This window comes from Halorubellus sp. JP-L1, from assembly GCF_011440375.1.
In the GTDB taxonomy this organism is placed as follows: Archaea; Halobacteriota; Halobacteria; order Halobacteriales; family Natrialbaceae; genus Halorubellus.
On sequence record NZ_JAAOIR010000004.1, the window covers coordinates 189366 to 207418 of the forward strand.

Genomic DNA, 18053 nt, shown 5'->3' on the forward strand with positions numbered 1-18053 from the left:
CTCGAGGGTAGGACGGTGTTATCACGATGGTATCGGCCGGATACCGAGGGAAACAGCGCACTCCGAGCCGGAACGCGCGTCCGACGACAGCGCGCCTGCACCGACGATGCGCACCGATCGGCGCAGCGACGCCGACGAACGCATAGCGGCGGCTGGGCCATCACCCGTCGATCGCCGCCGCGGCGTGCGGTACGCGCTCAATTACTTAGGCCGCGCCACTCGCTGTCGGTCACAATGGCGATGGACGAAGACGCGACGCGCACCACGACGACGGGCCGGAGCCATCCCGCTCGCGACCCGCCCGACTCGCCGGCCGTCCGCGAGCTGGCGACCGCACTCACGCCCGTCACCGCGGGAGATCTCCTTGCCGGCATCGTCGGGCAGGCGGGCGGGCGGGGACGGGACGCGTTCGTCGACGCGGTCAAGAGTCACCTCGGCGCGTCGTCCGCCGCGACGTACTGCTCGTACCGGCGCGCGCTCGGTGCCGCGTTCAGTCGCCTCCGCGAGCACGGCGGCGCGGACCGGTCGGTGCTCCTCCTCCCGGCGTTCTGCAGTTCGGACTTCGCGGACGCCGCCGACGGCGTCGGCCTCGACGTCCGCCGGTACGACGTCGACCCGCGGACGCTCGCCGCCGACCTCGAGTCGCTCCGGGCCGCCCTCGGCGAGGACGTCCTCGCCGTCGTCGCGGTGAACGTCCTCGGGTTCGGGTCCGACATGACCGCACTCGAATCGATCTGTACGGAATCCGACGCCGCGCTCGTCGAGGCGCTCGGGTACGCGCTCGGCGCCAGCTACGACGGGCGTCCGCTCGGGACGTTCGGTGACCTGTCGGTCGTTAACTTCCAGCAGGGCAAACCCATCCCGGTCGGCGGCGGGATGGTCCTCAGCCAGCGTTCGGACTGCTCGTTCTCGGACGCCGGCCGCGAGCAGAGTGCGCCGAACGTCGCCGCGCTCACCGGGTACGCCCTCTGCTCTCGTCCTCGACCGTACTACGCGTACTCGCGGATCGCTCCCGCACTCGCTCGCGTCCTCGGCGGGACCGACGAACTCACCACCCACCCCGGGTCGAAGTTCGACGTCGCCTACGGCGAGCACTCCCCGACGATGTCGGACTTCCAGGGCGCGATCGCGGGCCGGGTCTTCGACAGGCTCCCGGAGACCCGACGCGATCGCGCCGCGACCGCTCGCGCGTACGCCGACGCCTTCGAGGGGTACGAGCACGTCCGCGGCATCCAGCCCATCGATGGACTCGAAGGGCACCAATGGGTGCGGTATCCGCTGGTCGTCTCCTCGAACGAGCTCCGCGCGGAGATCAAGCGGACGCTCGCGAAGCACGGCGTCCAGGCGCCGCTGCTGTACAACTGGCCGAAAGTCCGCGGGCGCGAGTTCCCTGGCGCGCGAGCACTCCAGCGCCGCATCCTCCCACTGCCGACGCATCCGTTCGTCGACGACGACGACGTCCATCGGATCGTCGCAATCGTTCATCACGTCGCGCACGAGTACGAGAACCGCATTTGAGATCGCAGGAGCACCCGGTAGCGACAATCTGCATGTGGCACCACTGCCGTAGGTGACGCGTTACTATTGAGTCGGTTCGTCTTCGTCGAACCATGCAAGACGGAGACGCTACAGTGGGGTCCGCGGTCGTCCCGGCCGTGAACGCCGCGCACGCGGCGGTGGTGCTTCGATCGCTCGGTCGTCGTGGCGTGCACACGATTGCAGCGGCCGAGAACGAGCACTCGCCCGCGCTCTGGTCGCGGTTCTGCGACGAACGCGTGGCCGTCCCGCACCCAGGGACCGACGCGACCGGATACGCCGCCGCGCTCCTTTCGCTCGCCCGCCGGGACGACGTCGAGACCATCGTCCCGCTCCGGGAGGAGGACGTGTACGCGCTCTCGCATCGGGCCTCCGCGTTCGACGAGCACGTCGAGGTTCTGTGGCCGTCCTCGGAGTCCCTGACGGCCGTCCACGACCGCGTGCAGCTGTTCGACGCGGCCGAACGCGCCGGCGTCACCGTGCCGGACGCGTGCCTCCTGACGGACGTGGATAGCTGGGACGAGGAACGCATCGTGAAGGGCCGGTACGCGCTCCTCGGGAACGAGTACGACGACGACTTCCCCGAGCGTCGCGTGCAGACGCCGGCGAAGACGATGTTCCTACAGCCGGGCGAGCAACCTGACGTCCAGCGCATCGTCGACCAGATGGGGCACGTCCCGATCACGCAGACGTTCGTCGACGGAACCGAGTACTGCCTGCGGGCGCTCTATCACGACGGCGAACCGGTCGCCACCTCCCAGAAGCGCCTCCTTCGTGGCTACAAGTACTCTCGGGGGCCGAGCGTCTACCACGAGGCCGTCGACATCCCCGAGTTGGAGCGCGACGGTCTCGCGCTCCTCGACGAACTGGACTGGCATGGGATGGCGTCGGTCGGCTTCATCCGCGACGCCGACGGCGAGTTCAACCTCCTCGAAATCAACCCGCGGTACCCCGCGAGCCTGCCGATGGACCTCCACGCGGGCGTCGACTACCCGTGGTACCACTGGAACCTCGCGACGAACGAAGAGATACCCGGCGAGCCCGCGTACCGACCGGGCGAGTCCACGCACCTGGTCCGCGGGGAACTCGTACACCTCCACAGCGTCCTTCGCGAGGACAACCCGATAGTCGAGCGTCCGTCCGCGCTCGGGACCGTCGCCAGCATGGCGGCGTCGTTCGTCCAACACCCGACGTTCGACCAGCTCTCTCTCACCGACCCCGGTCCGTTCGTCCGTGATACCCTGAACGTCGCCAGCAATCTCCTCCACGCAAACAGGCCCCAGTTTCCGGCGTTCGGTCGGGGACACGAGGAGTAGAGTTCGTCTCGGCGCGAACCGGCAACGCGCAGCGACTACGCCGCCGCCGACCCGCCCGCTCAGGCCGTCACGCCCCCCGTCCCCTCCCTCGGTCGCCACGGTCCGATCCGTCTCTCCCTTCGCCCTTACCCGGTCCATCCTTACCCGGTCCACCCATACCCCTGCCTTTCTCGCCACCACCCTTCTTGCCACTACCCTTCCCTGGTCCGTCTTCCGGACCGCCAGTCCCGGGGCCACCGGGTCCGCCGTCGTCGGTTCCGTGTCCGCCGGACCCTGGTCCGCCGTTCCCGGAGACGTCCGGGCACTCGTACATCCCGACGTACCCGTCGGGGATGCAGCTCGCCGACTCGAACGCGGGCGTGCCCGGCGTGTTCGCGCACCGGTGCTCGTTGATAACGTAGCAAGACGGACTCTCGAGGCGGTCGGCCCACGGACTGTCCGTCCGGTTGTACGTGACGATGCCGAGGATCTTCTCGCCGTCGTCGACGGCGTACTTGAGGACAGGGCTGTCGCCGTACTGGCCGGGGACGCGCGTCGCGGCGTCGTGGGTCGCGTACTGCTCGCGGCACTCGGTCCCGCCACCCGGAAGGGCGACGACGACCTGCCAGACTGGTGGTTTCGAGCGCGACAGCGCCGCGCCGTCCGCCAGATCCCCCGGTGACGCGACGAGCCAGACCTCGCTACAGCCCTTGAACTCGACGATGCGTTGCTTCCAGGCGCGTGCAGAACTGGCGAGGCCGCCGACAGCAGTCGCCGCCGCTGCGGACCCGGCGGCCAGCGAGAGCAGTCGACGGCGCGTCGTCGACCCTGGCGAGCCCGGAGTCGAGTCCGCGATATCGGGGTCCGAGTCGGTCCCGTTCGTTCGCGAGTCGGTCTCGTCGGTCCGCGAGTCGTTCTCGTCCGACCCTTCGTCGGTCCCGTCGGTGTTCGAGTTGGTCATGTTGTTCACAGTTGGTGCCGGTCTCGGTACGAATGGTTATGGACTCCATATCGGACGGTTCTTCTGCTCACGTCCAGGATTTCGAACGCTTCCCGATCACCGTTGGAGGGCCGAAGGAAGGTAGCTGCAGCGACGGGGACGTTTCACGGGGCGTGCGTCGCGTCGTCCTCGAGGACGCGGTCGGCGACGTCGCCCATCGTTTCGACGTCGACGAGGCCCTGGTCGCGGCGGCGGCCGACGTGCTCGACGATCGCCCGGAGTCGGTCGCGCGCCGCGTCGTCGACGACGTTGTTCGGGTGCAGCCAAAGGTGACAGACGCCATCCTCGGTCGCGGCGCGGTCGACGAGCCAGTGCGCCTGGCGGACCACGGGGTCCGTCCAGACCGTCGAGAGGACGTCGCGCGCGACGCCCTCGAACCCGAACAGGTACAGCGACGGGGGAACGGCGACGAGTCCGTGCTCGTCGACGGTCGGCTCGACGAGCGGCAGGCGGTCCGGGTCCATCACGCCGCGGAGCTTGCCGGTGACGCGAGCCAGCCGCGATCGCGTGCCAGCGCCGGCTGCGCGGTACGTGCGGAAGCCGTGGTCCGCGAGGACGTCCCGGTGCCCGACGACGTTCCGCGGGAAGACGAACGCGTCGAGGTCGATGCCGTGGTCGGCGGCGACCGCGACCGCGCGCTCGACGTCGGCGTCGGCGGCAGTCCGGGACAGGTCGTCGTCGTCGAACAGGAGGTGCGCGAACGAGTGCGACCCGATCTCGTGGTCGGCGCGAGCGGCCGCGATCGCGTCGACGAGGTCGGGGCCGAATCGGAGGTCGGGCCGCTTCGCGTACGTCGTGCGTTCGAACGCGAACCAGTCATCGGGAGCGGACTGCGTCGCGTGCCGGCCATCGCAGTCCTCGAGGAAGAGGTGGCCGACGACCGCCCACGTCGCCGGGACCGAGTGCTCGTCGAACAGGTCGAGCAGCCACGTCCAGGCGTCGCGGGCGGCCTCGACGCGCTCGACGGGTGGGTCGTCGCGGTCGGCGAACCCCCACGCCAGTTCGGCATCGAGGGAGAACACGACCGAGCCCACGCTACCGACCTCCTCCCCGGAGCGAGTTCCGGCGGCGGCGAGTCACGACAGCGAGCCGTTCCTGATGGACGGACGACGGCATTCGGTGGGGAATCGACCGGGAGTGGGTTAGTTACGGACGTCATTCCGTTCGGCTGGGGCCGTCATCGCCACGGCTGCGTTCCAAGTGCGGAATCGCACGCAAGCGCGGGGTACAGACGGCATCTACTCCGACCAAGCGGAATATAACAATACGTCCACCAGCGAGATTTCGGGGTGTGATACATCGACGAAGACGAACGGATCGGAGCGAGCAACCGACGAGAGCGTACGTGCAGACGAAGGTAACACCCAGTTACCGGCAGTGTTCGCGACTCCTTACCGACGGAAGGCGACGGGCGTCGCGGACGCCCGGCCTCCGGGGGAAACGATGACGTCACGTCGCCGCGGCAAGGAGCCGATGGCGGCGGCCGTCGTCGGTGTCGGATCGATGGGTCGACAGCACGCTCGCGTCTACAGCGAACTGCCGGGCATCGACCTCGTTGGCGTCCACGACGCCGACGCCGAGAGCGCCGAGGACGTCGCTGACGCCTACGAGACCGAGTCGCTCTCGATGGCCGAGGTGCTCGACGCTGCGACGGTCGTCTCCGTCGCCGTGCCGACAGAACACCACTACGACGTGGTGAAGACGTGCCTGGAGAACGACGTGAACGTACTCGTTGAGAAGCCGTTCGTCACCGACCGCGAACAGGGAGAGGAGCTCGCGACGCTCGCGCGACAGCGCGGCCTCGTCCTCCAGGTCGGGCACATTGAGCGGTTCAATCCGGCGACGCGCGTCCTCAAGGACGTCGTCCCGGACCTCGACCTCGTGGCGTTCGACGTGCAGCGGCTCGGACCGCCGATCGACCGCGACATCGAGGACAGCGTCGTCCTGGACCTCATGGTACACGACCTCGACATCCTCCTGGCGCTCGTCGACTCGCCCGTCGAGGAGGTGACTGCGGCGGCGAACGGCCGCCAGTACGCCCTCGCGAACCTCGTGTTCGAGGACGGGACGGTCGCGTCGCTGACGGCGAGCCGGCGGACGCGACAGAAGATCCGCCAGCTGTCGGTGACCGCGGAGTCCTGTCGCGTGAACGTGGACTTCATCGATCAGGCGGTCGACATCCACCGGGAGTCGTTCCCGGAGTACGTCGAGTCGAACGGCGACATCCGGTACCGTCACGAGAGCGTCGTCGAGCAGCCGATGGTGGAAAACGGCGAGCCGCTGAAGGCCGAACTGGAGTCGTTCGTGACCGCGGTCCGCGAGGGGACGCCGGCGGAGGTGACGCCGGAGGACGCGCTGCGCGTCCAGGAGCTCGCCGAACGCATCGAGGCGATCGCGCTCGAGGAACGGCGGGAGGTGCGGGCGCGATGACGCCGGGAGGGGAGAGCTCGGTGCAGTCTGTCGGTGAACGCGGCCGGCCGGCGTACGATCCGTCGGCCTCGGACGAAGACCTCCGAGAGGCGTTCCTCGCCGGCGACGTCCCGGTCGCGGTGTACGGCCTCGGGAAGATGGGACTGCCGCTCGCGGCCGTGTACGCGGACGTCTGCGGTGCGGTGACGGGCGTGGACGTCGACGAGTCCGTCGTCGACACGGTCGGCGCAGGCGACTGTCACGTCGACCGGGAGCCGGGACTGGACGACCTCGTCGCGAACGTCGTCGACCGCGGTGCGTTGACGGCGTCGAGCGACCCGGTCGCGGCGGCGCGCGCGGCGAGCGTGCACGTCCTGATGGTGCCGACGCTCCTCGACGGCCACGAGCCGGACCTGTCGACGGTCGAGCAGGCCGTCGAGAGCATCGGCGCGGGCCTGTCGCCGGGCGACCTCGTCGTCGTCGAGTGCACGGTGCCGCCGCGGACGACTCGCGAGGTCGTGGTGCCGGCGCTCTCGAACGCGAGCGGGCTGGTGCCCGGCGAGTTCGGCGCGGCTGCGTGCCCGGAACGGACGTCGAGCGGGCGTGCGCTCGCGGACGTCAGGGGCACGCACCCGAAGGTCGTCGGTGGCGTGGACGCCGAGAGTACGCGCGCCGCTCGCGTCATCTACGGCGAGATCACGTCGAACGACGTGCTGACGACGTCGGACGCTGCGACCGCTGAAGCGGTGAAGGTCTTCGAGGGCGTGTACCGGGACGTGAACATCGCGGTCGCCAACCAGCTCGCGCGGTTCTCGCGAGCGATGGACCTCGACGTGAACGAGGCGATCGAGGTCGCGAACACGCAGCCGTACTGCGACATCCACACGCCCGGCCCGGGCGTCGGCGGGCACTGCATCCCCGTGTACCCGTACTTCCTCGCGGGCGCGTTCGACGTCGACGCGCCCCTCCTGCACGCCGCTCGCGGCGTGAACGACGAGATGCCCGCGCACGCGGTCGCGCTCCTCGAAGCGATGCTCGACGCGCATCCCCCCGAAAGCGAGCCGGGAACGGTTCTGGTGCTCGGGCTCGCGTACCGCGGGAACGTCGCCGAGCTCCGATACTCGCCAGGGCCGGTCGTGGCGAGCGAGCTCGCCGACGCCGGCCATCGCGTCCTCGCCGCGGACCCGCTCGTCGACGACTGGACGGCGTTCGAGGACGTCGAACGCGTGCCGACGGACGCCATCGCGTCGGAATCGGTGGACGCGGTCGCGGTGCTCGCCGGCCACGACGAGTTCCGCGACCTGGACTGGGCGGCGTTCGACGCGCCGATACTGGACGGGCGGTTCGTCGTCCCCGACGGCGTCGACGCGCCGGTCTACACCATCGGCGGGAGGTGGCCGTAGATGGCCCGAGCCGACCGCGGGACGACGACTGCCACCGACGACGCGACCGGCGAGGACGTGCCGATGGACGGCGACGCGAAGACGAGCGGCCCCCCGACCGGCGACGGCGCGACCGGCATCGACGCCGAAACCGGCGACGTCGCGCCGTCGGGGAGCGACGCGACGAGAACGGGCGGCGGAAAGCGAATCCTGTTCAACGTCGGACATCCGGCGCAAGTGCACCTGTTCCGGAACGCGATCGCGGAACTCCAGGCGCGCGGGCACGAGACGCTCGTCGCGTCCCGCCACAAGGAGGTGACCGTCGACCTGCTGGACGCGTACGACATCGAGCACGTACCGATGACCGAGCAAGCGGACTCCTTCGGCGGCCTGATGGTCGAGATGCTCCGGAACGAGCGACGGCTCCTCGGGCTCGCTCGCGAGTTCGAACCGGACGTCATCGTGAGCCGACTCGCCCCGCCGCCCGTGCACGTCTCGAAGCTCGTCGGGTGCAAGAACGTCATCGTCTGCGACACCCTGAAGGGATCGACGGCGATGCGCCGGATCAATCACGCGCTCACGCTCCGCTGGGTCGACCGCATCCTCGTTCCCGATCAGTTCGAGCTCGACGTCGACCCCCTGAAGCGTCGGCACCTCGCCATCCAGGAGCTCGCGTACCTCGACCCGGAGCACTTCGAGCCCGACCCGAGCGTGCTCGCGGACCACGGCATCGACCCGGAGGAGCCGTACTTCTTCCTTCGACTCGCCGGCTGGGACGCGTACCACGACGCCGGCCAGCAGGGGCTCTCGGTCGAGGGCATCCGGGAGCTCGTCGCCTTCCTCGAGGACCACGGGACCGTCTATCTGTCCGCCGAGAACGGGGTGCCCGATGACCTCGCGCACCTCACGCTCTCGACGCCTCCCGAGGACGTCCACCACGTCATGTACTACGCGGACCTCTACCTCGGCGACTCCGGGACGATGAGCGCCGAAGCAGCGATCCTCGGGACGCCCGCGATCCGGACGAACTCCTACGTCGGGAACACCGGCGAGATGGTGTACCGGACGCTCGGGGACTACGGCCTCCTGCACTCGATCGCGACGGAACGGGAGGCGATCGAGACCGCGAAAGCGCTCGCGGTCGACCCGCCGTCGGCCGACGAGATCGAACGCCGCCGAGAGCGCCTGTTCCGCGAGCAACTCGACGTCACGGGGACGATGGTCGACGAGATACTGGCAGTCGCCGGCGCGGAGGTGACCGACGATGCCTGAGGACGCCGACGGGACCGCGTGCGTTGAGCTGCCCGCGCACCTCGTCGAGCGCGTCGAGCGACGCCTCCAGTACACCCAGTACGACAGCGTCGACGAGTACGTCGCCGTCGCGCTGGACGGGCTGCTCCGCGAACTCGACGACGCGTCGGCGACGGTTCCGTCCGAAGAGGAGGTCGAGGACGTCGACTCCGGGGCGGTCGAGGACCGCCTCGAGAACCTCGGCTACCTCTAGTCTTCGGGCCGGGAACCTCGGCTATTTCTCGTCGTCGGGGCGTGTCTCCGTCGACGCGGGTTCGACGGCGTCGTTGCCGCAGTCTGGACAGAAGTCGTGTGCGGTCGCGTGCCGGGTTCCGCAATCGCGGCAGACGTACTCGACGCCGTCGTCGCGGTCCTCGCCGTCGTCGGCCATCGATTGCTTGACCTTCTCGACTTTCCGGCCGACCTCGTTGAAGAAACCCATTCGTTCTCCACGTAGACGGACGCGAGACCCAAAAACCTCGTGGCGCGAGCGCGGCGCGACCGAGGCGGCAGACGGCCTTCTCGGAACTGGCCTGCGGTGGTGTCAGCGGTCACCGGCGGTGGCGTCAGCGATCGGCGGCAGTGGTGTCAGAGGTCGGCGGCGGTGGCGACGGTGCGGGTCGCGCGGTCGAGGCGCGCGAGTTCGTCGAGGTGGTCGTCGTGCGTGCGGAGGGTTCGGGCCAGGCGGCGGCGCGTGGCGCCGTTGCCGGCGGACGCGTCCTCGGTCTCGCGCGGGTCGTTCAGGAGGTCGTAGAGGACCTCGTCGCCGTCGTCGTCGACGAACTTGAAGCGCTCGCCGCGGGCGGCCCGGTGCCTGCCGCCCTCGCTCGAGGCGACCGCGACGTCGCTGCTCGCCGCCATCGGGTCGAACGTCCCGGTGTCCGCAACGTCGTCGATGATGTCAGGGAGTGCAGCGAGCGAGGTCGGGCGGTCGACCGACGCGCGGACGTCAGCGCCGTGGACGACGAACGGGACGTGGACGTTCTCCTCGTACACGCACCGGTGGTGGTGGCCGTAGTTGCCGTGATCGCCGAACGACTCGCCGTGATCCGAATGGACGACCGTCACCGGGTCGTCGGCGGCGAGGTCCGTCGTGATGGCGTCGAGGAAGTCGTCCGCGGCGCGGACCGTGTCGCGGTAGCTGGCTCGCGTCGAGCGCGCGACCGCCTTCGGCATCGAGTCCTCGGTGCCGCGCATCGCACCCTGAGAGCGGGCGGTGTTGTAGTACATCCCGAGTGCGGAGCGTTCGACGCGATGCTTGCGCGTCGTCACGAACGGGAAGTGCGTGTCCATCAGGAACACCCAGAGGAAGTACGGTTCCTCGAGGTCGGCGACGCACTCGCGGACGTCGTCGTAGAACGAGTCCCACTGCGCGAAGAACGACGACCCGGTGACGAGGTGCTTTGCGAGCTCGAGCGCCTTCCGGTCGGGGCTCGGGCCGAACAGTCGCTCCGCGATGCGGTCGCGGAGTCGGGTGTCGTCGCCGTCGGAGATGTCGACGAAGTGATCGAATCCGCGGTCGAATCCCGATATGGTTGACGTCCACGGGTTCGGACTGAAGCCGGCGGTGTCGTAGCCGCGCCGGGAGAGGCGCTCGGGGATGGTCTCGTACCGCGAGACGTGCCGGTCGATGGCCGCCATCCGGCGCGTCCAGTGGTCGTCGGCGACGGTGGCGTCGAGCGAGTTCGGCGGGCGGTACTCGCCCGTGAACGCCACCGGCATCGAGGAGAACGTCTGCGGGCCGGGCGCGACGGCGTTGCGGAACGCGACGCCGTCGGCGGCGAGCGCGTCGAGCGTCGGCGTGAGGTCGTCGTCGTCGCCGAGGTGGCCGCAGTGGTCGGCTCGGAGGCTGTCGATCGACACGAGGACGACGTTCGGTCGTTGGTCACTCATGGGTGTGTGGCGCGAACCGTCGCCGGTCGCTGATACGTTCGTCCAGGCGCCAACGGGGCTTTGTTAGGCGGGGCCAACCCGACAGCGGTGAGTGCGATCCAGCGTCGTCGGTCGCCGTCGAGGAGGCGTTCGGCCGCCTGGGGAGGCGTTCGGCCGCCTGGGGAGGCGTTCGGCGACCTGGGGAGGCCCTCCGACGAACTGGAGAGGTGGTAGCGAGGACGCCACGCGGACGACGGTAGGACGAGGAGTGCAGCGGGCGGCCGGCCCGCCAGTTTCGAAGCAGTCTCGTCGCAGGACCGAGATGGCGGGATTCCTCCGCGAACGGCCGCCGAACCGGTAGGACGGGAATAACAAACAGCGCGCGAAGGCACCCCTCAGGAAACGGAGTCATCAATGAATCAGGGACCGGAGTCTGCAGCGAAACGGGGAACGGAATCGTCGATGCGCGTCCTCAAACTCGTCACGAACGACGAGGCGGAGTTCTTCAGGACTCAGGTCGAGTCCATCCGCCGACAGGGGGTCGACGTCGACGTGCTGCCCGTCCCAGGGCAGCGGGTCGCGACCGACGACCGGACGGAGTCCCGGTCGATCGCGAACTACCTCCGGTACTATCCGCAGGTCCTCAGGGCGTCGTTCGGCGACTACGACGTCCTCCACGCACATTACGGACTGACGGCGCCGGCGGCGATCGCGCAACCGAACCTGCCGGTGGTGGTGTCGTACTGGGGGTCCGACGTGATGGGGTCGATGCGGCCGGTCAGTCGATTCTGTTCGCGGTTCGCGGACGAGACGATCGTCGTGAGCGCGGAGATGGCAGAGATCGTCGGCGGCGACCCCCACGTCGTCCCACACGGCATCGACATGGACGTGTTCCGGCCGTTCGACGGGTCGGTCGCGCGCGACGTCGTCGGCTGGCGCCAGGATGCGAAGCACGTGCTGTTCCCGTACGCGAAGCAGCGACCGGTGAAGGACTACCCGCGCGCGGAGCGCGTCGTCGAGGCAGTTCGGGAGCGCTTCGCGCGCACGCCGTTGACAGTCGACGCCGGCCCGGGGGCGGCGTCGACGGGAGCAGGCATGGAGGTGGAGCTGCACTCGCTGCACGACGTCGCGCACCACCGGATGCCGCTGTACCTGAACGCCGCCGACGCCGTCCTGATGACCTCGAAGACGGAGGGGTCGCCAAACGCCGTGAAGGAGGCGCTGTCCTGTAACGTCCCGGTCGTGTCGACCGACGTCGGAGACGTCGCCGAACTCGTCGACGGCGTCGAGAACGCGAACGTCGCCGACACCGACGAGGGACTCGCCGACGCGCTCGCTGACGTGCTCGAACGCGGCGAACCGTCCACGGGGCGGACCGCCATCGAGCCGCTGTCCGTCGACCGGATCGCCGAACGCATCTGTGGGATCTACGACGAGGTGGTCGCTTGAACGCCCGCGGGAACCGCGGTCTCCGACCGCGTCCCCGTGGACGTATCGCCGATTACGCCGGGAGTATGCCGGACATAACAAACCACGTGTTGGCTGTAGTCGGCGCGAGAACAGTGCCGATGTCACTCGTTTCGTCAAACCGTCGAACCGACGCTGTGGCTGCGGATCGTCAGTTCACGGGGGTGAGAGCCCCGTGAGTCACCCGAACCAGCTCGGTGAGCGCCTCCTCGGAGCGGACGTCGACGTCCGCCTCGCGAAGGTCGGGGTCGTCGCGTCCGTCTTCCTCCTCGGCCTCCGGTTGCTCGCCGAACAAGTTTTCCTCGTCGTCATCCCCGTCGCCGTCGGCGTCGCGTGCACGACGTACCTCGCGACGCACGACCGCGTGATGCAGGAGGTCGCGCTCCCGCGACTGTCCCGGTCGATCGCCGGCTACCTGCCGGCGCTCGTCGTCGCCAGCACCGCACTCCTCGTTGCCGCGGTCAGACTCACGGGCGGCCGGTCGCTCCCCGTCCTACTGTTGACCGGCGGGATCGGTGCCATCCTCCTCGTCCAGATCCTCCTCGTCGAGGACGACGCCCTCCACCCGCCGGTCGTCCTGTTCGAGATCCTCGCCGTCGCGCTCGCCGTGCGCCTCGGCGCGCTGTTCGCGGTCCCCGGGTTCGTAGGCCAGGACATCTGGGTGCACGGCCCCATCTGGGTCGAGGGCGTCGCCGCGAGCGGGAGCCTCCAGCCGCTCGCCGAGAGCAAGTACCTGCTCGCGCCGCTGTACCACGCACTCGGGGCTCTCGGCGCACTGGTCACGGGGTCGGCACGAACCGGGATCTACCTCACCGTCGGCCTGGTCGTCCCGCTGTCCGCGCTGTTCGTGTACGGCATCGGGGCGCTGTTCGTGCCCGCGCGGTGGGCGCTCGCCGCGACCGCGCTGTACGCGTTCGCCGACCAGTTCGTCCGCTGGGGCATCCACCTCATCCCGACGAGCCTCGGTCTCGCGTTCTTCCTCGGCGTCCTGTACTGCACGCTCAAGGTCGTGTACACGGACGCAGACCGCTGGGCGTCCGCGCTCCTGGTCGCGTTCAGTCTCGCGGTGGTGTTCACGCACCAGGTATCGACCGCGATCATGCTCATCGTGCTCGCCGTCGCGGTCGCCGTCGGCGTCGCACTCGACGTCCTCTCGAGCGACGGGTGGCGGCAGAGCACGGTCGGGCTCGCGGTCGCGTTCGCGGTGTCGACCGTCGCAACCCTCACGTCGTGGTCGATGGCACCCTGGACGGGCGGGGGCGCCGAAGTCGGCGAGGGTGGATTCCTCGTGAAGATGCTGCGCGTGCTTCAGATCACGGTCCTCGAAGACGCCGGGTTCCTGAACCTCGAGAGCACGTCCGAACCGGCAGCTGGACCGACGGCCGCACCCCCGCCGACGTTCCTCGACACGCTCGTCCCGTACCTCGAGCTGACGGGTTTCATGCTCCTGCTTTCGGCCGCGGTCGTCGGCGGACTCGTGATGCTGCGCTGGCAGCGTCGCCGGGACGCGACCTTGATCCTCCTCCTCGCCGGCGCCGTCATGTTCGTGTTCACGTTCGGATTCAACGTCTTCGGGATCACCGTCTTCCTCCCCGGGCGTTGGATCGGGTTCCTCTACATCCCGCTCGCGCTCGTCGCCGCCGTCGGCCTGTTCCACGTGGCGTCGCACGCGCCACGGGGGGTGCTGGTCGCGGTCGTGCTCGTGTTCGCGTTCGCGTACCCGACGACGATGGCGGTCGCTGAGAAGGCAACGCTCGACGATCCCGCGTTCGAGGACCGGCACGCACGAGCGGCGTACACGGAGTCGGAGATCGCGGGGGCCGAGACCATACAGTCGGTGCTCCCGCCGGCGTCCGCCGACCGCGTCCGCACGGACTACCCGTACTGGCGGCTGTATCATCCGGAGTCGACGCCGCCAGCCGCCGTGCTGCAGGTGGATCGGACCGGGCCGGTGACGGACGACCCGATCGTGTATCGCACGTATCAGGGGACGGGTGCGGCGTCGTTCCACTACGGTGACGACCCCCCGTTCGCGTCGACGCAGGTACCGTACGACAAGTCGACGGTGTGTCCGGACGGCCGGAACTACGTGTACGCGAACGACGACGTCCTGCTGTGTACGACGCCGGCCGACGAGGAGGTGAGCGACGGATGAGCGACTGGCGCTGGACAGCCGACCTCGTACTCGCGCTCGGCCTCGCGGTGCTCGCGGTGGCGACGTTCGCGGTTGGCGCGGTCCCGTGGCCGATCCGGTGGGCCGTCGGCATCCCCTTGCTCGTGTTCGTTCCGGGGTACGCGCTCGTCGCTGCGACGTTCCCGGAGCGGGCGGTGGACGAGGGGACGTCGGACGGCGTGGAGTCGGGGACGCCGGGCTGGGCGGTACTGCTCGGCATCGCGGTGCTCGCGAGTGCGGTCGCGAGCGCGGTCGTCGCGACGGCGTTCGCGGCGGTCGGCGCGCTCTCGCTCCTGCCGGTCGCGGCGGTGCTCGTCGGCGTCACCGCGGTCGGCGCCGGCGTCGCCGCGCTCCGCCGGTCGCTGGTCGACCCGCAGTATCGCCGCGCGCCGCTGCGTACAGGTGTCTCGTCGACGGCGACGGCGTCGCTCCCGGGAACGAGACGGCAGAACCTCGCGCTCGCGGGCGCGGTCGTCGTGCTCGTCGCCGCGGCGGGACTGACCGCGGCGTTCCCGGCGACCGGCGAGGCGTACTCGGAGTTCTACGTCCTCCAGGAGGACGACTCCGGCGACCTCGTCGCGGAGGGCTACCCGAGCGAGGTCGTCGCCGGCGAGGGCCACACGTTCCACCTGGCCGTCGAGAACCGCGAGCAGCGGTCCGTGGACTACACGGTCGTCGTGGTCGCGCAGAACGTCTCGGACGGCGAGGTGATCGAGCAGCGACGCCTGGATACGGCGTCGGTGTCGCTCGAACACGGCCAGCGGCGCGTGCTCGCTCGGGACGTGGTCCCGGAGACGACCGGTGAGGACGTCCGCATCCGGTTCTTCCTCTACAAGGGCGACGTGCCGTCGACCGCGAGCGAGGCGTCCGCGGACACGACGCTCCAGGTCTGGACGGACGTCGTCGCGGGGAACTCGACCACTGCCGACGAGGATACGACCGCACGGACCGGAACCACGGCGAACGCGATCGCGCCTGCGACCCCCTCGGCCGCGACCGCGCTAGCGGCCCACCGACCGCGCTAGCGGCCCCACCGACCGCGACCGCGACCGTCGCCTCACCGACTGCGACGGAGTAGCGATCCACGGTTACGACCGTCGCGACGTGCGGACGAGGGAGACGTTCGCATTCAGGGGGGAATGTTTATCCGTCTAATACTCGTCATTACGTCATGAGTCGAGGAAACGCCCCTGAGAGCCGTTTCGAGGTTTGAAACCAGTATGTGCAATTCAGCGACGTCGAGTGCTGACGCCCTCAGCGGCATCGAACGCAGAGAACGTATAGGGTATAATACATGACAGGCGGATTCGGAGACGGAGACGAAGAGACGTTGGACGACGCGTTGATCGCACTCCACGACCCGGCGCGACGGGCGCTCCTGTACTCGCTCGCCGACGATAGCACCGTCCCAGTCGACCCGGACGCCGTCCTCGACGACGGAGAGGGACCACCGTCGTTCGACGAGATATCGCTCCGACACCGACACCTCCCGAAGCTCGAAGCGGCCGGGCTCGCCTCGTACGTCGAGGACGACGAGGTCGTCGAGCGAACCGAGCGATTCGAGGAACTCCGACCGCTCGTCGAGTCGCTCCGCGAGTACGAGTGCGGGGACGACGGTCGCTGAGCCGCAGTCGCTATCTGGCAGCCCTCGGAGAGTCGCTACCCGACGACTGGGGTCGATTCACTCGACGGTGACGCTCTTCGCGAGGTTCCGCGGTTTGTCGATGGGGCGGCCGAGGTCGTTCGCGGCGTGGTACGCGACGAGCTGGAGCTGGACGTTCGCGAGGATGGCGACCAGGTCCGGGTGCGTCGCGGGCACGGTCAGGACCTCGTCGGCGGCGTCCGCGAGCGCGTCGCTGGTGCGCGGACAGACGCCGACGACGGGGCCGCCGCGCGTCTGGACCTCGCGGACGTTGCTCGCGAGTTTCGCCTCGTTGTTCCCGTTACAGATCGCGAACACGGGCGTGTCGGCGGTGACGAGCGCGAGCGGGCCGTGCTTGAGTTCGCCCGCCGCGAACCCCTCGGCGTGCTCGTACGTGATCTCCTTGAACTTCAGCGCCGCCTCGAGCGCGACCGCGTACGCGCTCCCGCGACCGATGAAGAAGTGTCCGGACTCGTGCGCGTGCCGGGCGGCGACGTCCGCGGCCGTCGAGGACTCGAGGACCGCCTCGACGTGCTCGGGGAGGTCCGCGAGCGCGTCCAGTCGCGCGGCGTGGTCGGGCGTCGGCGACCCCGTGACGTCCCGCGCGATGCGTTCGCCGAGGCAGACGAGCGTCGCGACCTGCGAGGAGAACGTCTTCGTCGCCGCGACCCCGATCTCCGGGCCGGCCCGGATGAACAGCGCGTCGTCGCACTCGCGGGCCGCGGTCGACCCGACGACGTTCGTGAGGGCGAGCGTTCGAGCGCCCGCGTCCGCGGCCGCCTCCAGCGCTGCGAGCGTGTCCGCTGTTTCGCCGCTCTGCGTGATGCCGACGACGAGCGTGTCCTCGGGGACCGCGGGCGGGTGGGCGGCGTACTCGCTCGCGAGGAACGTCTGCGCGTCCACGTCCCAGTCCGCGAACAGGCTCTCGCCGTACAGGCCCGCGTGATAGGACGTCCCGCACGCGACGAAGTGCACGCGCGAAACTTCCGAGAACGACCCCGCGGGGAACTCCGAGAGGACGACGTCGTCGCCGTCGAGCCGTCCCTGGATGGTCTGCCGGAGCGACGTCGGCTGTTCGTGGATCTCCTTCAGCATGTAGTGGTCGTACTCGCCCTTCCCGGCGTCCTCGGCCGCCCAGTCGACGGCCTCGACGGGTCGAGAGACCTCGAAGCCGTCGGCGTCCGTGATGCGGTAGTCGTCCGCCGAGAGGACGGCGACGTCGCCGTCCTCCAGGTAGACGACGCGGCTCGTGAACTCGAGGAACGCGGGCACGTCGCTCGCGAGGTAGTTCGCGTCCTCGCCGATGCCGAGGACGAGCGGCGACCCGGTCCGCGTCGCGAACACGGTGTCGGCGTCCTCGTGGAGCATCGCGAGCGCGTAACTCCCCTCGAGTTCGTCGATCGCGGCGCGGAACGCGGTCTCGGAGTCGTCGCCGGCGTCGAGTCGCTCCTCGACGAGGTGCGGGACGACCTCGGTGTCGGTGTCGCTCCGGAACGTGTGCCCGCGCGCCTCGAGGTCGCGACGCAGCTCGGCGTGGTTCTCGACGATGCCGTTGTGGACGACCGCGACTCGCCCGGAGCAGTCGACGTGCGGGTGCGCGTTCTCGTTCGTCGGCGGGCCGTGCGTGCTCCAGCGCGTGTGCCCGATACCGACGTCGCCGACGATGCCGCTCCCGGCCATCGCGGCCTTGAGTTCCGAGACTTCGCCCTCGCGCTTCTGTATCTTCAGGCCGGTGCCGTTCTTGACGGCGATGCCGGCCGAGTCGTACCCGCGGTACTCGAGGTTCTCGAGACTACAGACGAGCGATTCCGAGGCGTCCTCGGTCCCGACTCTGGCGGTGATTCCACACATGAGCGATCAGCGTCCCCGCTCGTCGGCCCGCGAGCGGTGGCGCGATTCGGGCGCGTGGCGATCGTTGTGGGTCGGAGGGACGGGTGCGTGGCGGTCCTGGAGGGCCGTACGCGGGGTCTCGGTCGGATGGAAAGGT

At 69.5% G+C, this 18053-nt stretch carries 15 protein-coding genes; 10 read left to right on the forward strand and 5 right to left on the reverse strand.

The features are described from left to right. Nucleotides 1–234 precede the first annotated feature (234 nt). Together G9C85_RS16315 and G9C85_RS16320 are read left to right on the forward strand one after the other, a co-directional pair. Nucleotides 235–1518 (forward strand): DegT/DnrJ/EryC1/StrS family aminotransferase, encoded by a 1284-nt coding sequence (locus G9C85_RS16315; protein WP_166041954.1) that lies wholly within the window; start codon nucleotides 235–237, stop codon nucleotides 1516–1518. A 92-nt stretch (nucleotides 1519–1610) separates the two neighbouring features. Further along, nucleotides 1611–2852 (forward strand): carboxylate--amine ligase, encoded by a 1242-nt coding sequence (locus G9C85_RS16320; RefSeq protein ID WP_193570790.1) that lies wholly within the window; start codon nucleotides 1611–1613, stop codon nucleotides 2850–2852. A gap of 67 nt (nucleotides 2853–2919) precedes the next feature. On the opposite strand, the gene G9C85_RS16325 is transcribed toward G9C85_RS16320, so the two are convergent. Together G9C85_RS16325 and G9C85_RS16330 are read right to left on the reverse strand one after the other, a co-directional pair. Further along, the gene (locus G9C85_RS16325) at nucleotides 2920–3792 is read right to left on the reverse strand and encodes a hypothetical protein (RefSeq protein WP_166041956.1); all 873 of its coding nucleotides are present in this window, start codon (nucleotides 3790–3792) and stop codon (nucleotides 2920–2922) included. Nucleotides 3793–3935: 143 nt separating this feature from the next. Next, nucleotides 3936–4865, reverse strand: coding sequence for a polysaccharide deacetylase family protein (locus G9C85_RS16330; protein ID WP_166041958.1), 930 nt, complete (start codon nucleotides 4863–4865; stop codon nucleotides 3936–3938). Nucleotides 4866–5274: 409 nt separating this feature from the next. Here G9C85_RS16330 and G9C85_RS16335 point away from each other — a divergent pair, with 409 nt between their 5' ends. The 4 genes from G9C85_RS16335 to G9C85_RS16350 are packed head-to-tail and all read left to right on the forward strand — an operon-like array spanning nucleotide 5275 to nucleotide 9126. After that, complete coding sequence (locus G9C85_RS16335; protein WP_166041960.1) at nucleotides 5275–6261, forward strand: Gfo/Idh/MocA family protein; 987 nt, start codon at nucleotides 5275–5277, stop codon at nucleotides 6259–6261. Nucleotides 6262–6281: 20 nt separating this feature from the next. After that, nucleotides 6282–7643 (forward strand): nucleotide sugar dehydrogenase, encoded by a 1362-nt coding sequence (locus tag G9C85_RS16340; protein WP_369680834.1) that lies wholly within the window; start codon nucleotides 6282–6284, stop codon nucleotides 7641–7643. Continuing rightward, nucleotides 7644–8894 (forward strand): DUF354 domain-containing protein, encoded by a 1251-nt coding sequence (locus G9C85_RS16345; RefSeq protein ID WP_166041964.1) that lies wholly within the window; start codon nucleotides 7644–7646, stop codon nucleotides 8892–8894. Then, nucleotides 8887–9126 (forward strand): hypothetical protein, encoded by a 240-nt coding sequence (locus G9C85_RS16350; protein ID WP_166041966.1) that lies wholly within the window; start codon nucleotides 8887–8889, stop codon nucleotides 9124–9126. Before G9C85_RS16345 ends, G9C85_RS16350 begins: the two co-directional genes overlap by 8 nt. A gap of 21 nt (nucleotides 9127–9147) precedes the next feature. On the opposite strand, the gene G9C85_RS16355 is transcribed toward G9C85_RS16350, so the two are convergent. Next, nucleotides 9148–9354, reverse strand: coding sequence for a hypothetical protein (locus G9C85_RS16355; RefSeq protein WP_166041968.1), 207 nt, complete (start codon nucleotides 9352–9354; stop codon nucleotides 9148–9150). A gap of 146 nt (nucleotides 9355–9500) precedes the next feature. Beyond that, the gene (locus tag G9C85_RS16360) at nucleotides 9501–10805 is read right to left on the reverse strand and encodes a sulfatase-like hydrolase/transferase (RefSeq protein ID WP_166041970.1); all 1305 of its coding nucleotides are present in this window, start codon (nucleotides 10803–10805) and stop codon (nucleotides 9501–9503) included. Nucleotides 10806–11246: 441 nt separating this feature from the next. Here G9C85_RS16360 and G9C85_RS16365 point away from each other — a divergent pair, with 441 nt between their 5' ends. From G9C85_RS16365 to G9C85_RS16380, 4 genes are all read left to right on the forward strand, one after another. Next, on the forward strand, nucleotides 11247–12233 hold the full coding sequence (locus tag G9C85_RS16365) for a glycosyltransferase (RefSeq protein ID WP_166042193.1): 987 nt from the start codon (nucleotides 11247–11249) through the stop codon (nucleotides 12231–12233). 193 nt (nucleotides 12234–12426) lie between these two features. Beyond that, the gene (locus G9C85_RS16370) at nucleotides 12427–14406 is read left to right on the forward strand and encodes a glycosyltransferase family 39 protein (RefSeq protein WP_166041972.1); all 1980 of its coding nucleotides are present in this window, start codon (nucleotides 12427–12429) and stop codon (nucleotides 14404–14406) included. Beyond that, the gene (locus G9C85_RS16375) at nucleotides 14403–15449 is read left to right on the forward strand and encodes a DUF1616 domain-containing protein (protein WP_166041974.1); all 1047 of its coding nucleotides are present in this window, start codon (nucleotides 14403–14405) and stop codon (nucleotides 15447–15449) included. Before G9C85_RS16370 ends, G9C85_RS16375 begins: the two co-directional genes overlap by 4 nt. Before the next feature lie 269 nt (nucleotides 15450–15718). Next, nucleotides 15719–16048: a hypothetical protein gene (locus G9C85_RS16380; protein ID WP_166041976.1), complete on the forward strand. Its 330-nt coding sequence runs from the start codon at nucleotides 15719–15721 to the stop codon at nucleotides 16046–16048. 57 nt (nucleotides 16049–16105) lie between these two features. On the opposite strand, the gene glmS is transcribed toward G9C85_RS16380, so the two are convergent. Next, entirely contained in the window at nucleotides 16106–17917 is a 1812-nt protein-coding gene (glmS, locus tag G9C85_RS16385) for a glutamine--fructose-6-phosphate transaminase (isomerizing) (protein WP_166041978.1), read from the reverse strand. Nucleotides 17918–18053: the final 136 nt, after the last annotated feature.

What these genes read in the sequence shown, in the direction of transcription:
- G9C85_RS16325 (WP_166041956.1), bottom strand. Translation starts at nt 3,792, where the DNA reads ATGACCAACTCGAACACCGACGGGACCGACGAAGGGTCGGACGAGAAC.
- G9C85_RS16360 (WP_166041970.1), bottom strand. Translation starts at nt 10,805, where the DNA reads ATGAGTGACCAACGACCGAACGTCGTCCTCGTGTCGATCGACAGCCTC.
- G9C85_RS16345 (WP_166041964.1), top strand. Translation starts at nt 7,644, where the DNA reads ATGGCCCGAGCCGACCGCGGGACGACGACTGCCACCGACGACGCGACC.
- G9C85_RS16315 (WP_166041954.1), top strand. Translation starts at nt 235, where the DNA reads ATGGCGATGGACGAAGACGCGACGCGCACCACGACGACGGGCCGGAGC.
- G9C85_RS16355 (WP_166041968.1), bottom strand. Translation starts at nt 9,354, where the DNA reads ATGGGTTTCTTCAACGAGGTCGGCCGGAAAGTCGAGAAGGTCAAGCAA.
- G9C85_RS16365 (WP_166042193.1), top strand. Translation starts at nt 11,247, where the DNA reads ATGCGCGTCCTCAAACTCGTCACGAACGACGAGGCGGAGTTCTTCAGG.
- G9C85_RS16375 (WP_166041974.1), top strand. Translation starts at nt 14,403, where the DNA reads ATGAGCGACTGGCGCTGGACAGCCGACCTCGTACTCGCGCTCGGCCTC.
- G9C85_RS16320 (WP_193570790.1), top strand. Translation starts at nt 1,611, where the DNA reads ATGCAAGACGGAGACGCTACAGTGGGGTCCGCGGTCGTCCCGGCCGTG.
- G9C85_RS16350 (WP_166041966.1), top strand. Translation starts at nt 8,887, where the DNA reads ATGCCTGAGGACGCCGACGGGACCGCGTGCGTTGAGCTGCCCGCGCAC.
- G9C85_RS16335 (WP_166041960.1), top strand. Translation starts at nt 5,275, where the DNA reads ATGACGTCACGTCGCCGCGGCAAGGAGCCGATGGCGGCGGCCGTCGTC.
- glmS (WP_166041978.1), bottom strand. Translation starts at nt 17,917, where the DNA reads ATGTGTGGAATCACCGCCAGAGTCGGGACCGAGGACGCCTCGGAATCG.
- G9C85_RS16380 (WP_166041976.1), top strand. Translation starts at nt 15,719, where the DNA reads ATGACAGGCGGATTCGGAGACGGAGACGAAGAGACGTTGGACGACGCG.